The organism is Mesorhizobium sp. MC2-1-1 (assembly GCF_057597255.1).
On sequence record NZ_CP195205.1, the window covers coordinates 4,324,110 to 4,339,966 of the forward strand.

Consider the following 15,857-nt stretch of genomic DNA (forward strand, 5'->3'; position numbering starts at 1 on the left):
CGTTTCATGGAAACGGCGTATCGCTCTTCGGTTCGGGATGACGCTCTAGATATGGATCGGCTTGAAGAACGTCGCCAGCGCCGCTTCCTTCACCGATTCCGACATGGTCGGATGCGCGTGGGTGGTGCGGGCGAGGTCTTCCGACGAGCCGCCGAACTCCATCAGGACCGCCGCCTCATGGATCATCTCGCCGGCGCCGAAGCCGACGATGTGGACGCCGAGCACGCGGTCGCTGGCCTTGTCGGCAAGGATCTTCACGAAGCCGTCAGTGTGCAGCATGGCGCGCGCGCGGCCATTGGCGCTGAACGGGAACTTGCCGACCTTGTAGTCGATGCCAGCCTTCTTCAATTCCTCCTCGGTCTTGCCGACCGAAGCGATCTCCGGACTGGTGTAGACGACGCTCGGGATGACATCGTAGTTCACGTGCCCGGCCTGGCCGGCGATCGTCTCGGCCACCGCGACGCCCTCGTCCTCGGCCTTGTGCGCCAGCATCGGCCCGGCGATCACGTCGCCGATGGCGTAGATGCCGGGCACGTTGGTCCTCCAATGCCCGTCGGTCTTGACTCGGCCGCGCTCGTCGACCTCGACGCCGGCTTCCTTCAGCCCGAGGCTGTCGGCATAAGGGCGCCGCCCTGTGGCGACCAGCACCGCGTCCGCCTCGATGGTTTCGGCCGCGCCGCCCTTGACCGGCTCGAAGGTGACGGTCGCACCCTTCTTGGCCTTTGAGACACCGGTGACCTTGGCGCCGAGCTTGAACTCGAAACCCTGCTTGGAGAGCAGCCGCTGGAACTGCTTGGAAACCTCGCCGTCCATGCCGCCAAGAATGCTGTCGAGGAATTCGACAACCGTGACCTTGGCGCCGAGCCTGGCCCAGACCGAGCCGAGCTCCAGCCCGATGACGCCGCCACCGACGACCACGAGACGCTCCGGCACCTTCGGCAGCGACAGCGCGCCGGTGGAGGAGACGATCACCTTCTCGTCGAAATCGACCTTGACGCCCGGAATGCCGGCGACATCCGAGCCGGTGGCAATCACTATGTTCTTCGTCTCGATCTCCTCGACCTTGCCGTCCTCGCCCGTCACCGACACCTTGCCGGCTCCCACCACCTTTCCGGTGCCGCGGAAGCTGTCGATCTTGTTCTTCTTGAACAGGAAGGCGACGCCGTTGACATTGGAGGCGACCGTCGCGTCCTTATGCGCCATCATCTTCTTCAGATTGAGCTTCGGCGCCGGTATCTCGACGCCCAGCGTATCGAAGGCGTGGCCGGCCTCGGCGAACATCTCGGAGGCGTATAGCAGCGCCTTCGAGGGGATGCAGCCGATGTTGAGGCAGGTGCCGCCGAACGTGGCATTCTTCTCGACCACCGCCGTCTTCAGCCCGAGCTGCGCAGCCTTGATGGCGCAGACATAGCCGCCCGGTCCCGATCCGATGATTACGACGTCATAAGCCATGATTTTTTCCTTATCCTGGCGCCTAGCGGCCGCCGCTCACATTCAGGATCGCGCCTGTTATATAGGAGGCCGCGTCCGACAGAAGATAGAGAACCGCGCTGGCGACTTCATCGGCCGTGCCCGCCCGTTTCATCGGCAGCATGTCCTGCATCCGCGCCACGCGATCCGGCTGTCCGCCCGAGGCGTGGATTTCGGTCTCGGTGATGCCGGGACTTACCGCGTTGACGCGGATGCCCTCCAGCACGACTTCGCGCGCCAGCCCCACGGTCATGGTGTCGATCGCGCCCTTGGAGGCGGCGTAGTCGACATATTCGCCTGGCGCGCCCAGCCTGGCCGCCGCCGACGAAATGTTGACGATGGCGCCGCCCTTGCCGCCATGCCGCGTCGACATGCGCTTTACCGCCTCGCGTGCGCACAGGAACGACCCGACGACATTGATGCGCATCATGCGCTCGACCCGTTCGGCGCTCATCTCGTCGACCCGCGCCTTGACGTCGACGATACCGGCATTGTTGACGAAGGCGTCGAGCCGGCCGAAGGCCTTATCCACCGCCTGGAACATCGCAGTCACATCGGCCTCGTCGCCGACATCGCCCTGAACAGCGAAGGCCTCTCCGCCCGTGGTCTCGATCTCCTCGACCAGCGCCTCTGCCGAGGCCCGGTTGGAGACGTAGTTGACCGCCACGCGATAACCGGCCCGGCTGGCCTGCCGGCATATGGCGGCGCCGATGCCGCGGCTGCCGCCGGTGACCAGCAGCGTTTTCCTGTACCCGCTCATTCCTGGCAGCCTTTCAGCACGAAGATGTCCCACGGCACTTTGGAGAAGCCGGCGGGACCGTAAGCCGCCGACATCTCCAGCGACGGTCCGAGATCGGGGAAGATCAGGCTTTTCGGCGCGTCGACGCCTTCCGCCGGCAGCAGGCCGACGGCGCCCTTCTCGTCGGCGCTGTAGATGACGCCTTCCCAGACCGTGCAGGCGGCAAGCTCCTCGCCGGTGACGTCGCCGGTCGGGCATTTGTACATCAGCGAGCCGTGCGGCCGCGCGGCCGAGCCCTCCGTCCACATGGCGATGCCGTCGAGCACGACATCATTGTCGAGGATCATGCGGAAAGTGTTGGTGATCGTCGCCGAGGTGCCGGTCGGGGTGAAGTCGATCTCGGCGCCGCTCTGCGCCTCGCCATAGACCGCGAGCTGGATCGGGCAGGCGGCCCGGGCGGCGTCAGCCACGAGAGCGGCAACGGCCGCGAGCGCGACCGGCCGAGCGGCGACCAGCCAACGGGATTTCATTCGCCGCCCCAGCCGCAAGCCGCCATTAAGCCACCTCAGAGATCGAGCACCAGCCGCTCGGGATCTTCCAGGCTTTCCTTGACGCGCACCAGGAAGGTCACCGCTTCCTTGCCGTCGACGATGCGGTGGTCGTAGGAGAGCGCCAGATACATCATCGGCCTGATCACGATCTGGCCGCCGACCACCACCGGCCGGTCCTGGATTTTGTGCATGCCGAGGATGCCCGACTGCGGCGCATTGAGGATCGGCGTCGACATCAGCGAGCCGTAGACGCCGCCATTGGAGATAGTGAAGGTGCCGCCCTGCATGTCCGCCACCGAAAGCTTGCCGTCGCGCGCGGCAAGGCCCAGCCGGCCGATCTCCTTCTCGATCTCGGCGATCGACATCTGGTCGGCGTCGCGCACAACCGGCACCACCAGGCCCTTGTCGGTGCCGACGGCGACGCCGACATGGGCGAAGTTCTTGTAGATGATGTCGGTGCCGTCGATCTCGGCATTGACCGCCGGAATCTCCTTCAGCGCATGTGTCACCGCCTTGGTGAAGAAGCCCATGAAGCCGAGCTTCACGCCATGCTTCTTCTCGAACACGTCCTTGTATTTGGACCTGAGCGCCATCACCGCGCTCATGTCCACCTCGTTGAAGGTGGTGAGCATGGCGGCGGTCGACTGCGCTTCCTTCAGGCGGCGCGCGATGGTCTGGCGCAGCTTGGTCATGCGCACGCGCTCCTCGCGCGGCGCATCCTCGGCCGTGGACGGCGCGCGGGCAACGACCGGCGCCGGAGCGGCCTTCGGCGTCTCGGCCGGCTGTGACGGCGCGCCCTTGGCGATGGCGTCGAGCACGTCGCCCTTCAGCACCTGGCCGCGCTTGCCGGAACCGGACAGCTGGTCGACGGCGAGATTGTTTTCGGCAATCAGCTTCGCCGCCGCCGGCGCCGGCGGCATGGCGCGCGGCTCGATCTGGCCGCCGTCGCCGGCGACCTTGGCGGTCTCGGCCGCCGCCTGTTTGACCGTGGAAGCGGCGTCAGGGCTGGAGGCTTGCGCCACCGCCTGCGGCTTCGTGGTCGGAGCCGCCGCCGCGCCACCCGCCGAAATCGAGCCGAGCAGCGCCCCGACATTGACCGTCTCGCCTTCCTTGACAGTGATTTCGGCAAGCGTCCCGGCGCCCGCGGCGGGCACTTCCACCGTTACCTTGTCGGTTTCGAGCTCGACCAGCGGCTCATCGGCGGCGATCGCGTCGCCGACCTTCTTGAACCACTTGCCGACTGTCGCCTCGGAGACGGATTCGCCGAGAGTGGGGACGCGGATTTCGGTAGCCATTGTGCCTGTCCGTTGTCTTCTTGAGGTCTGTTTCGTCAGGTCTGCTTGTTCACCCAGCGCCTATTCGCCGAGAGCATCGTCGAGCAACGCCGCGAGCTGGCTGAGATGCTTCGACATCAACCCCGTCGCCGGCGAGGCCGAGGCCGGCCGACCGGTGTAGCGCACCCGCTGGTACTTGGCGTCGATATGCGCCAACACCCATTCGAGATAGGGATCGATGAACGACCAGGCGCCCATGTTCTTTGGCTCCTCCTGGCACCACACCATCTCGGCGTTGCGGAAACGCGACAGCTCGGTGATGAGAGCCTTGGCCGGGAACGGATAGAGCTGTTCGACGCGCAGCAGGTAGATGTCGTTGATGCCGCGCTTCTCGCGTTCCTCGTAGAGGTCGTAATAGACCTTGCCCGAGCACAGCACGACGCGGCGGATCTTGGAATCCTTCACCAGCTTGATCGGCTGGTTCGGCAGCAATTGCGCATCGTCCCAAAGCAGGCGGTGGAACGAGCTTTCGCCCGAGATCTCCGGCAACGTCGACACCGCCCGCTTGTGGCGCAGCAGCGACTTCGGCGTCATCAGGATCAGCGGCTTGCGGAAGTCGCGCTTCAACTGCCGGCGCAGGATATGGAAATAGTTGGCCGGCGTGGTGACGTTGGCCACCTGCATGTTGTCTTCGGCGCAGAGCTGCAGGAAACGCTCCAGCCGTGCCGACGAATGCTCCGGCCCCTGGCCTTCATAGCCGTGCGGCAATAGGCAGACGAGGCCCGACATACGGAGCCACTTGCGCTCGCCCGACGAGATGAACTGGTCGAACACCACCTGCGCGCCGTTGGCGAAGTCGCCGAACTGCGCCTCCCAGAGCGTCAGGGCCTTGGGTTCGGCCAGGCTGTAGCCATATTCGAAGCCCAGCACCGCCTCTTCCGACAGCATCGAGTTGATGACTTCGTAACCCGCCTGCGCCGCCGACAGATTGTTAAGCGGGATGTAGCGGGTCTCGTCGCGCTGGTCGTAGAGCACCGAATGGCGCTGCGAGAAGGTGCCGCGTTCCGAATCCTGGCCGGAAAGGCGGATCGGATTGCCGTCGAGCAGAATGGCGCCGAAGGCCAGTGCCTCGGCCGTCGACCAGTCGATGCCTTCGCCGGACTCGATCGCCTGGCGGCGGTTCTCGAGGAAGCGCAGGACGGTCTTGTGCGCCTCGAAATCCTTCGGCACTTCGGTCAGCTTCTTGCCGATCTCCTTCAGCGTGCGCACCGGCACGGCCGTCTTGCCGCGCCGCTGTTCGTCCTGGTTGTCGGCGGTGCGCAGGCCGGACCACGCGCCGTCCAGCCAGTCCGCCTTGTTCGGCTTGTAATGCTGGCCGACTTCCCATTCGGCCTCCAGATGCGCGCGCCAGTCGGACCGCATCTTGTCGACCTCGGCCTGGGTGACATGGCCTTCGGCGATCAGCCGGTCGGCATAGACCTGCACCACCGTCTTGTGGCTGCGGATGTTACGGTACATGATCGGCTGGGTGAAAGACGGCTCGTCGCCCTCATTGTGGCCGAAGCGGCGATAGCAGAACATGTCCACGACCACCGGCTTGTGGAACTTCATGCGAAACTCGGTCGCCACCTTGGCGGCATGCACCACGGCTTCCGGGTCGTCGCCATTGACGTGGAAGATCGGCGCCTCGATCATCTTGGCCACATCCGACGGATAGGGCGAGGAGCGCGAGAAACGCGGATTGGTGGTGAAGCCGATCTGGTTGTTGATGATGACGTGCAGCGTGCCGGCGACGCGATGGCCCCGCAGGCCGGACAGGCCGAGGATCTCGGCGATCACGCCCTGGCCGGCGAAGGCGGCGTCGCCATGCAGCAACAGCGGCATCACCTTGGCACGCTCCGACAGCGGCACGGTCTCGCCACGCTCGCGGCCGGCGAGCTGGTCCTGCTTGGCGCGCGCCTTGCCCATCACGACAGGGTCGACGATCTCCAGATGCGAGGGGTTGGCGGTCAGCGACAGGTGCACCTTGTTGCCGTCGAACTCGCGGTCCGACGAGGCGCCGAGATGGTACTTCACGTCGCCCGAGCCCTCGACCTCGTCGGGCGCGGCAGAGCCGCCCTTGAATTCGTGGAAGATGGCGCGGTGCGGCTTGGCCATGACCTGGCTGAGCACGTTCAGGCGGCCGCGATGTGCCATTCCGAGCACGATCTCCTTGAGGCCGAGCTGGCCGCCGCGCTTGATGATCTGCTCCAGCGCTGGGATCAGCGATTCGCCGCCGTCGAGGCCGAAGCGCTTGGTGCCCTTATACTTGACGTCGATATACTGCTCGAAGCCCTCGGCCTCGATCAGCTTGGACAGGATCGCCTTCTTGCCGGTCGCGGTGAAGGTGATCTCCTTGTCGGCGCCCTCGATGCGCTCCTGTATCCAGGCCTTCTCTTCCGGGTCGGAAATGTGCATGAACTCGACGCCGAGCGTCGAGCAATAGGTGCGGGTCAGGATGTCCAGCATCTGCCGGATGGTGCCGAATTCGAGGCCGAGCACATTGTCGAGGAAGATCGGCCGGTCGTAATCGGCTTCGGTAAAGCCGTAATTAGCCGGCGACAGCTCGTTATAGTCCTCAAGCGGCTTGGCGATGCCGAGCGGATCGAGATTGGCATGCAGATGGCCGCGCATGCGATAGGCGCGGATCATCATGATGGCGCGGACGGAGTCGCGCGTCGCCTGATGCACGTCGGCGTTGGAAAGCGCAGCGCCATTGACGATCGCCTTTTCCTTCACCTTCTTTTCGATGTGCTTCTCGACCAGGCCCCAATTGCCGTCGAGGGCGGAAACCAGCTCGCCATTGGCCGTCATCGGCCAGGAAGGCTTCGCCCAGGAGGCGCCCTTGGCGTTCTTGCGCACATCGCCCGCGTCGTCCTTCAGCGCCGCGAAGAAATCCTGCCACTCGGGATCGACCGAGGCCGGATCGTCCTCATAGGCCGCGTACAGCGCGTCGATATAGTCGGCATTGCCGCCATAGAGGAATGAAGTGAGCGAGAATTGGTCGTTGGCCTGATCTTGTCTTGCCATTTTTCGTCTGCGGAGCCTGGCTCCGTCTCCTTAGTTGGAGGGGAGTAGGGGAATAAGGCAGTAGGGGAGTAGGGCTTTTTTGCCGCTGACTTTCCCTACTCTCCTATTCCCTTACTCCCTACTACCTTAACCCTTGATCGCCTCGACCAGCGTCGTGCCGAGCCGCGCCGGCGACGGCGAAACCTTGATCCCGGCCGATTCCATCGCCGCGATCTTGTCTTCCGCGCCGCCCTTGCCGCCCGAGATCACCGCGCCCGCATGGCCCATGGTGCGGCCTGCCGGCGCCGTGCGCCCGGCGATGAAGCCCGCCATCGGTTTCTTGCGGCCGCGCTTGGCCTCGTCCTTGAGGAATTGCGCCGCGTCTTCCTCGGCCGAGCCGCCGATCTCGCCGATCATGATGATCGACTTGGTCTCGTCGTCGGCGAGGAACATCTCCAGCACATCGATGAACTCGGTGCCCTTGACCGGATCGCCGCCGATGCCAACCGCCGTGGTCTGGCCAAGGCCGACATTGGTGGTCTGGAAGACTGCCTCATAGGTAAGTGTTCCCGAGCGGGAAACAACGCCGACCGAGCCCTTGCGGAAGATGTTGCCGGGCATGATGCCGATCTTGCATTCGTCGGGCGTCAGCACGCCCGGGCAGTTCGGTCCGATCAGCCGCGAGGTCGAGCGGTCGAGCCGCGCCTTGACCTTGACCATGTCCATCACGGGAATGCCTTCGGTGATGCAGACGATCAGCGGGATCTCGGCCTCGATCGCCTCGATGATCGCTTCGCCCGCGCCCGCCGGCGGCACATAGATGACGGAGGCGTTGGCACCCGTTTTTTCCTTGCCCTCGGCCACGGTGGCGAAGATCGGCAGGGTTTCGCCTTTGGAACCGGTCCAGGTCTCGCCGCCCTTCTTGGGATGGATGCCGCCCACCATCTTGGTGCCGTGATAAGCCAGCGCCTGCTCGGTATGGAACGTGCCGGTCTTGCCGGTCAGACCCTGAACCAGCACCTTGGTATTCTTGTCGACGAGAATGGACATCGCGGCCCTTTTCTAAAAAACGTTGATCGTGGAAGGCGAAACGCGCCGGTAGCGGCCGCTCACCATGTCTTGCCAGGCGTCGCTGCCGACGGGCTTGAAATGCAGTTTCATTCGGTAGGTATCGGAGTTGTCAAAGCCATATGTCACGCGGGCGGCCCCGCGCGGCGACGATCGTTCCAGGACCAGTTCGTCACCGTCCCACCTGCCCGTACCCGGCGACATCGGCACGAACCCCATTGAGTCGAACTGATGCATGGTGACGACTTTGTTCTGCTGGTCGAAGCCGAACACATTGTGCGAACCGAACGAAACCGTACCGTCGCGGCGCTGGCGATAGCGCTGCACCACGAACAAGCCTCCGAACTGGGCTTCCGCCAACACTTCCGAAGTCGCGGTGCCGGCATCGGTCCACTGCGTCGCCGCGACCTCTTCCTCGCCGCGCCACGCGCCGACCAGCGCCTGCAGGCGTTGGTGACCGTCCGAGAGGGAGGAGAAGGGCGACGCGTTCATGGCTCACAGCCGCTTGAGATCGGTGACGGTGAGGTCGCTCTTGGCATTGCCGGTATTGAGCGTCGTCGCCGGCTCGAACATCAACACGAAAGGTTCTGTGGTCAGCGAGCGCGGCCGGTGCTCGACGCCGCGGGGCACAACGATGAAATCGCCCTCGCCGAGCTCGACCGGCCCGTCGCGGAAATCGATGGCGATCCTGCCGCGCAGCACCAGGAAGGCTTCGTCCTCATTGTCATGTGCATGCCAATCGAACACCTCGCCGAACTTTGCGACCTTGGCCTGGCTCTCGTTGACATCGCCGGCGATATGCGGGTCGAAGACCTTGGCGATCTTTTGATCCGCCGCTTCGACAAGGTTTATCTTGCGCGGAGGCATCCGCTCAGCCCTTTACCGCCTTGACGATCTTCTTGGCCGCGTCGTCGAGGTCGTCGGCCGAGACGACGTTCAAGCCGCTGTCGTTGATGATCTTCTTGCCGAGCTCGGCATTGGTGCCTTCCAGACGCACGACCAGTGGCACCTTCAAGCCCACTTCCTTGACCGCGGCGATCACGCCCTCGGCGATGACGTCGCATTTCATGATGCCACCGAAGATATTGATTAGGATGCCTTCGACCGCCGGATCCTTGGTGATGATCTTGAACGCCGCCGTGACTTTTTCCTTGGAGGCGCCGCCGCCGACGTCGAGGAAGTTAGCCGGCTCAGCACCATAGAGCTTGATGATGTCCATCGTCGCCATGGCGAGGCCGGCGCCGTTGACCATGCAGCCGATATTACCGTCGAGCGCAACATAGGCGAGGTCGTATTTCGACGCCTCGATCTCCTTCTCGTCCTCTTCGGTGGTGTCGCGTAGTTCCATCACGTCGGGGTGGCGGAACAGCGCGTTGTTGTCGAACGACACTTTCGCGTCGAGCACGCGCAGGTGCCCGTTCTTCATGACGATCAGCGGGTTGACCTCGAGCAGGCTCATATCCTTGTCGACGAAGGCCTTGTAGAGTATCGGGAACAGCGTGCCGCCATCCTTGGCGGCATCGCCGTCGAGCTTCAGCGCGGCGTTGAGCTTCTTCACGTCGTCGGCGCTCACGCCCTTTTCCGGGTCGATGGCGACGGTGACGATCTTTTCCGGCGTGTCATGCGCGACCGTCTCGATGTCCATGCCGCCCTCGGTCGAGACGACGAAGGCGATGCGCCCGACCGAACGGTCGACCAGGATCGACAGATAGAGCTCGCGGGCGATATCGGCGCCGTCCTCGATATAGAGGCGATTGACCTGCTTGCCGGCAGGCCCCGTCTGCTTGGTGACCAGCGTGTGGCCGAGCATCTCGTTGGCGTTGGCGACCACTTCGGCCACCGACTTCGCCAGCCGCACGCCGCCCTTGGCGTCGGGGCCGAGCTCCTTGAACTTGCCCTTGCCGCGGCCGCCAGCGTGGATCTGGCTCTTCACGACATAGAGCGGGCCCGGCAGCGCCTTTGCGGCGGCCTCCGCCTCGCTTGCCTTGAACACCGGAACGCCGCTTGCGACCGGCGCGCCGAACGTCTTCAACAGCGCCTTGGCCTGATACTCATGGATGTTCATGCGCTTGGTCTCCGGGAGGGTTACTTGCCGGCAAGGTGCGGGGCGATCTTGGTGCAGGCCTCGGTCAGGCCCTGCACGGCCGCCACCGAATTGTCGAACATCTTCTGCTCGGTCTTCGACAGGTCGATCTCGATGACGCGCTCGACGCCGCCGGCACCGATCACCACCGGAACGCCGACATAGGTTCCCTTGACGCCATACTGGCCCGACAGATGCGCCGCGCAGGGCAGCACGCGCTTCTTGTCCTTGAGGTAGGATTCGGCCATGGCGATCGCCGAGGCCGCCGGCGCGTAATAGGCCGAGCCGGTCTTCAGGAGGCCGACGATCTCGGCGCCGCCGTCGCGGGTGCGCTGCACGATCTGGTCGAGCTTCTCCTTCGAGGTCCAGCCCATCTTGACGAGGTCGGGCAGCGGGATGCCGGCGACGGTCGAATAGCGGATCATCGGCACCATGCTGTCGCCGTGGCCGCCGAGCACGAAAGCGGTGACGTCCTCGACCGAGACCTTGAACTCCTCGGCCAGGAAATAGCGGAAGCGGGCGCTGTCGAGCACGCCGGCCATGCCGACGACGTGGCTGGTCGGCAGGCCCGAGAATTTCTGCAGCGCCCAGACCATGGCGTCGAGCGGGTTGGTGATGCAGATGACGAAGGCCTTCGGCGCATACTTCTTCAGGCCCGCGCCGACCTGTTCCATGACCTTGAGGTTGATGCCGAGCAGGTCGTCGCGGCTCATGCCCGGCTTGCGCGGCACGCCGGCGGTGACGATGCAGACATCCGCGCCCTCGATGCCGGCATAATCGTTGACACCGGTGAGCCGGGAATCGAAGCCGTCGACCGGCGATGACTGCGCGATGTCGAGGCCCTTGCCCTGCGGAATGCCCTCGGCGATGTCGAACAGCACCACGTCGCCGAGATCCTTGAGGCCGACCATATGGGCGAGCGTGCCGCCGATCATGCCCGAGCCGATGAGCGCTATCTTGTTGCGTGCCATGTGAGGATGTTTTCCCTTGTCTGTGACGATAACGTGACGGGGCCGGGGAGGCCGAAGGCTGCGGGAAGCCGCGAGATTTCGCCGCAGCCAATAGCGCCGACCACGCTGAAATTCAACCGATTATTTTCTACCTAATGTTTTCAATCGGTTAGATGTATTGGGATTTACGTAAACGTCAAAGTTCCTGAGCCGACTGACGGGAAGTTACACAATGAACGTGGAAATCAGAAGGCTTCATCCCGGCGATGACGCCCTTGTGAACCAACGGCCCGCCGTCCGACATCGTCGGGACGGCGCGAAGGAACGCTACGAACCGAGATCACGCCTGCGCCTGCCGTGCTTCGCGCGCCGCCCCGTCCTGCCGCCGCTCCGCCCAGCCATCCAGCCATTCGCGGCTCTGCATTTCGACCAGGCGCGAGGCGGTGCGCTCGAATTCGAACACTTCCGTTCCGCGCCTGGCCGTGTAGAGCCCTTGCGGAGGCGCCGCGGCGCTCATCACCAACCGCATGCGGTGGTCGTAGAGCGTATCGACGAGGAGTATGAAACGCTTGGCCTCGTTGCGCTTGCCTTCGCCCAGCACCGGCACATGGTCGATGAAGATCGTCGAGAAACGGCCGGCGATGGCCAGATAATCGCGCGCGCCGAGCGGCTTTTCGCAGAGGTCGGCAAAGGAGAAGCGCGCCGCGTCGCCGGCCGCGCGCGGCACGACGAGCTGGCGGCCTTTCAGCGTCAGCGTCACCTCGCTCGTGGGCCGGCCATGCGTCATCGCCGTCCAGGCGTCGTCCAGCGCCCGGTCGGCCGCGGCATCGTCCGGCGTGACATAGACCGGCTGGCGGTCGAGCTTCTCCTGCCGGTAGTCCTTCTCGGTATCGAGCGTCATCACCGCGGCGTTGCGCTCGAGCAGCGAGATGAACGGCAGGAAAAGCTGGCGGTTTAGCCCGTCGCGATAAAGGTTCTCCGGCGCCACGTTGGAGGTGGCGACCAGCACCACGCCGTTGGCGAACAGCGCCGAGAACAGCCGCGACAGGATCATCGCGTCGGCGATGTCGGTGACGGAGAACTCGTCGAAGCACAGCACCCAGGCTTCGTCGGCAAGCGCTCGCGCCACCGGCGGGATCGGGTCGTCTTCCTTGACCGAGCCTTCCTTGCGCGCCTGCCGGTGCTTCTGGATGCGGTCCTGCACATCGGCCATGAAGTCGTTGAAATGCACCCGGCGCTTGCGCCGGACCGGCAACAGCTCGAAGAACATGTCCATCAGCATGGTCTTGCCGCGACCGACGCCGCCATGGATGTAGAGGCCCTTGACCGGCTCGCGCGGCTGCCGCTTGGCCGCGAACAGCCAGCCCAGCGCGCTCGATTTATGCGCCAGCCTTTTGGCGGAGATCTGGTCGATCAGCCGGTCTAGCGCCGCAACGATGCGCTCCTGCGCCGGGTCGCGCTCGACCGCGCCGCTCTGGACGAGATGATCGTAGCGCTGCCTGACGGTCACATGGGTATGGAGGCCATCACGCAAATGCATAGCGGAGGCCGACGATGCGGAGTCGCGTTGGAACTATTTGACAATGGACCGGCATCGGATTCTATCGGATAGAGCTTATGACGTCATAAATATCATTTAGCGGCGCCATTGATATATAATCGGTAGCAATAGAGCTACTACGGAGTTCTTTAGCGCACTTTACATATATCTCAAAAATTTCGCAAATATAGGCTTCTGGTATTTCGATAGGTCTCTGTCCGACGCTTTCGTACCCCTTATCAGCAGGGTATTTAGATATCAACTCTGAAATACGATCGAGGAGTTGCTGCCACCGCTCTTCATCCGTGCTATTCTTCTGTTGCTCTCCAATATACTGCAGGAGGGGATTGAATACCTGATAGGCGCTCTCCGTAAGTTGATTCATTTTCTCCACCGATCCCAAGGTTTCGGACCAAAGCCAAATTTTACGAGCCAACCTTCCGGATAGTCAGTCCCTCCGCGGTCGTTGTCATGCATGCGCTGGTGACGCATCTCTCGAACAATTCCGGGAGTAGCGGCTCTGCGTCCAGAATTGCGTAAACAATTGAGAAGCGTCCGCTTTACCTTGTAAGCGAGATCGGCTGCCCGCTGGAAGTCTGGCCGTCGAACTTTTCGCCGCCGGACGAATAGAGCTTGGCCAGCGTGCCGCCATTTTCGTCGTAGAGCGTCAACTGCTTGCCGGCGACATTCCACGACTTGATGCCGTCCATCGGAGCCGGGCAGTGCAGCGGGCCGGCGCGGTAGCCGGCGCCGAACTTGGTCTGCGGCGTCGCCACCTTGCAGCTCTGGCCGGAGACATTGACGTTCCACACGCCCGCGACGCTGGCCGCGGTGAGATCGGCCGCGCCGGCAGGCGCGGTGCCGTCCGGCGGCAGCGAGGCGACCTGCGTGTTTTTCGGCGCGGTCGGGAACTGCGACGGATCTGTTGTGCCGGGAGCGGCCGGCGGCGGCAGCTGGTTCTGCGTGACGGTGCCGGACGGCGCGGGCGTCAGCGGCGCCGGCTGCTGATCGTCCATCGACGAAAAGCGCGAGGTCGAGCAGCCGCTGGCCACCAGCGCGGCCAGCGATACGGCCACAAGGCCGGTCCGCGAAAAGAGGGGGAGCCGCAAAAAGGGGCGGGTCATCGAAAAACTCATCAAAACCTCCGTCGGATCCGGCCGGGGGGAGCCATCCGCGTAATCTTCGCTCCACCAAGATGGCGAAGGTGGCAGAATTTCAACCCGATATGGTTAAAATAGGGTTTTCGAGCCGGATGTTGCAAATTTATCGCAGCAAGCGGACGGCGCCGGGTCGGCACTCGACGGAGCCATGCAAGCCGTTGGAATTTCTGTTTTAAATCCGGGCGCTGGGCACGAACACATAGCCGTCCGGACCGACGATATAGCATTCGCGCAGGCCGTGCGGCTTGTCGATCGAGCCGGCCAGCACGATGTGGCCGAGCGCCGCCGCCTTTTTCTCGACCACATCCGGGTCGGCGCCGTAAAGGCGCAGCTCTATGCCGGCCCCGCGTGTTTCGGCACCCGAGATGACCCCGGTCATCGAATTGTCGAGATAGGAATGGTCGGCATGCAGCATGAAGATCGAGCCCAAAAGCTCGATCGCCGCGAAATCCTCGTCGGCATGGATGATCCGGGCGCCGAGCACGTCGCGGCAGAATGCCTCCATCGCCGCCATGTCGGTGACCAGAAGATTGACGCCCAGTCCGCGAGGCAGCGAACGGCCGAAATCCTCGGCCTTCATCCACGGTGCCTTGGTTCGCTTCATGACCATGATCATCCCCCTTGCTCCCGATCGTAGAGGAACCCGATTTCGCCCATAGGCATTGGCCGGCAAAATGCTTGCGCCAGGCACGCGCGGCCTTATCTCAGGAAAGACCGAGCCGGCGGGAGAGAGAATGGCCGCGAGAACGAGAACCGCCAACCGCTACTACAGCGGCCCGCCCAGCGACCATTTCGACGGCGCCGTGTTCTTCAATCCCGGCGGCAAGCCGCCCGGTCGCTTCACCGATCTCCTCAAATGGCAATTCGGCGGCGGGCGGGCGAAATGGCCCGCCGCCGTTCCGAGCCCCCATCCGCAAGCGAAACCGGCCGGTCGGGTGGATGGCGGCGCCCTCAGGCTTACAATGGTCGGCCACGCCTCATTGCTTATCCAAACCGCCGGATTGAACATCCTGACGGATCCCGTCTGGTCCGAGCGCGCCTCGCCCTTCGCCTTTGCCGGCCCGAGAAGGGTCAATGCGCCGGGCATTGCCTTTGCCGATCTGCCGCCGATCGACCTGGTCCTGGTCAGCCACAATCACTACGACCATCTCGACCTCGCCACGCTGAAGCGGCTGAAGCAAAGCCACGATGCGCGGGTCATCACGCCGCTCGGCAACGATGCCGTCATCAACCGCGCGGTGCCCGGCATGCGGCTCAGCGTGCATGATTGGGGCGACAGGATCGATCTCGGCGAGGCCGCCATTCATGTCGAGCCGGTCCATCACTGGTCTGCGCGCGGCGGGCGCGACCGCCGCATGGCGCTGTGGGCGGGCTTCGTCGTCGAAACAGTGGGCGGCAATATCTATTTCGCCGGCGACACCGGTTTCCATGGCGGCATCAATTACCGGCTGATGGCGGAAAAACATGGCGGCTTCCGCCTCGCCATCCTGCCGATCGGTGCCTATGAGCCGCGCTGGTTCATGGCGCCGCAGCATCAGAACCCCGAGGAAGCGGTGCAGGGCATGAAACTCAGCAACGCCGCCTTCGCCGCCGGCTGCCATTGGGGCACGTTCCAACTTACCGACGAGCCGGTCGGCGAACCGGCGCAAAGACTTGCAGAGGCGCTCAAGGAGCAAGGCCTGCCGCCACAACGTTTCCGCGCCATGCGTCCAGGGGAGATCTGGGATATACCGGCTCTATAGGGACGGAACCCGGGCCGGCCAAGCGCGTTGTTTCACAACGCAATTCGCTCGGAGCCTTACCATGATCAAGTGGATCATAATTCTTCTCATCGTTGCCGCGGCGGCAAGCCTTCTCGGCATGCCAGCGCTGGCCGGCGCGGCCGCCACCGGCGCGCGCGTCCTCATCGGCATCGTTCTGATCATCTTCCTGCTGATCGTGCTCGGCGTCTTCGCGGTAACTTAAGCGCGACCG

Annotated in this window: 14 protein-coding genes and 1 pseudogene; 2 read left to right on the top strand and 13 right to left on the bottom strand. The window is 63.9% G+C overall.

Annotation, left to right across the window (positions count from 1 at the left end; all coding sequences use genetic code 11):
• Positions 1 to 45: 45 nt before the first annotated feature.
• The 13 genes and pseudogenes from lpdA to ACR64R_RS21450 form a co-directional block, all read right to left on the bottom strand.
• A pseudogene (lpdA, locus tag ACR64R_RS21390) lies at positions 46 to 1,458 on the bottom strand (dihydrolipoyl dehydrogenase); the annotation flags it as partial.
• Positions 1,459 to 1,474: 16 nt separating this feature from the next.
• Positions 1,475 to 2,230: a glucose 1-dehydrogenase gene (locus tag ACR64R_RS21395; protein WP_487358258.1), complete on the bottom strand. Its 756-nt coding sequence runs from the start codon at positions 2,228 to 2,230 to the stop codon at positions 1,475 to 1,477.
• Positions 2,227 to 2,739 carry a hypothetical protein gene (locus ACR64R_RS21400; protein WP_487358259.1) on the bottom strand — a complete coding sequence of 171 codons (513 nt, stop codon included), beginning with the start codon at positions 2,737 to 2,739 and terminating at the stop codon, positions 2,227 to 2,229. Before ACR64R_RS21400 ends, ACR64R_RS21395 begins: the two co-directional genes overlap by 4 nt.
• A gap of 35 nt (positions 2,740 to 2,774) precedes the next feature.
• Positions 2,775 to 4,055 carry a 2-oxoglutarate dehydrogenase complex dihydrolipoyllysine-residue succinyltransferase gene (gene odhB, locus ACR64R_RS21405; RefSeq protein WP_487358260.1) on the bottom strand — a complete coding sequence of 427 codons (1,281 nt, stop codon included), beginning with the start codon at positions 4,053 to 4,055 and terminating at the stop codon, positions 2,775 to 2,777.
• A gap of 60 nt (positions 4,056 to 4,115) precedes the next feature.
• Entirely contained in the window at positions 4,116 to 7,103 is a 2,988-nt protein-coding gene (locus tag ACR64R_RS21410; RefSeq protein ID WP_487358261.1) for a 2-oxoglutarate dehydrogenase E1 component, read from the bottom strand.
• A 126-nt stretch (positions 7,104 to 7,229) separates the two neighbouring features.
• Positions 7,230 to 8,132 carry a succinate--CoA ligase subunit alpha gene (sucD, locus tag ACR64R_RS21415; RefSeq protein WP_487358262.1) on the bottom strand — a complete coding sequence of 301 codons (903 nt, stop codon included), beginning with the start codon at positions 8,130 to 8,132 and terminating at the stop codon, positions 7,230 to 7,232.
• Between the two features lie 12 nt (positions 8,133 to 8,144).
• Positions 8,145 to 8,642, bottom strand: a complete 498-nt coding sequence (locus ACR64R_RS21420; protein WP_487358263.1) for a DUF1579 family protein — start codon at positions 8,640 to 8,642, stop codon at positions 8,145 to 8,147.
• Positions 8,643 to 8,645: 3 nt separating this feature from the next.
• Positions 8,646 to 9,017, bottom strand: coding sequence for a cupin domain-containing protein (locus ACR64R_RS21425; RefSeq protein WP_487358264.1), 372 nt, complete (start codon positions 9,015 to 9,017; stop codon positions 8,646 to 8,648).
• Between the two features lie 4 nt (positions 9,018 to 9,021).
• A complete protein-coding gene (gene sucC / locus ACR64R_RS21430) occupies positions 9,022 to 10,215 on the bottom strand; it encodes an ADP-forming succinate--CoA ligase subunit beta (protein ID WP_487358265.1) in 1,194 nt (397 codons plus the stop codon).
• Positions 10,216 to 10,235: 20 nt separating this feature from the next.
• The gene (gene mdh / locus ACR64R_RS21435; RefSeq protein ID WP_487358266.1) at positions 10,236 to 11,204 is read right to left on the bottom strand and encodes a malate dehydrogenase; all 969 of its coding nucleotides are present in this window, start codon (positions 11,202 to 11,204) and stop codon (positions 10,236 to 10,238) included.
• Between the two features lie 319 nt (positions 11,205 to 11,523).
• Positions 11,524 to 12,723: a cell division protein ZapE gene (gene zapE, locus ACR64R_RS21440; protein WP_487358267.1), complete on the bottom strand. Its 1,200-nt coding sequence runs from the start codon at positions 12,721 to 12,723 to the stop codon at positions 11,524 to 11,526.
• 560 nt (positions 12,724 to 13,283) lie between these two features.
• A complete protein-coding gene (locus ACR64R_RS21445) occupies positions 13,284 to 13,859 on the bottom strand; it encodes a protease inhibitor Inh/omp19 family protein (RefSeq protein WP_487358268.1) in 576 nt (191 codons plus the stop codon).
• Positions 13,860 to 14,055: 196 nt separating this feature from the next.
• Complete coding sequence (locus ACR64R_RS21450) at positions 14,056 to 14,499, bottom strand: VOC family protein (RefSeq protein ID WP_487358269.1); 444 nt, start codon at positions 14,497 to 14,499, stop codon at positions 14,056 to 14,058.
• 118 nt (positions 14,500 to 14,617) lie between these two features.
• Here ACR64R_RS21450 and ACR64R_RS21455 point away from each other — a divergent pair, with 118 nt between their 5' ends.
• The gene (locus tag ACR64R_RS21455) at positions 14,618 to 15,625 is read left to right on the top strand and encodes an MBL fold metallo-hydrolase (RefSeq protein ID WP_487358270.1); all 1,008 of its coding nucleotides are present in this window, start codon (positions 14,618 to 14,620) and stop codon (positions 15,623 to 15,625) included.
• Positions 15,626 to 15,686: 61 nt separating this feature from the next.
• Positions 15,687 to 15,848, top strand: a complete 162-nt coding sequence (locus ACR64R_RS21460) for a DUF1328 domain-containing protein (protein ID WP_320298112.1) — start codon at positions 15,687 to 15,689, stop codon at positions 15,846 to 15,848.
• The last annotated feature ends 9 nt before the right edge of the window (positions 15,849 to 15,857 follow it).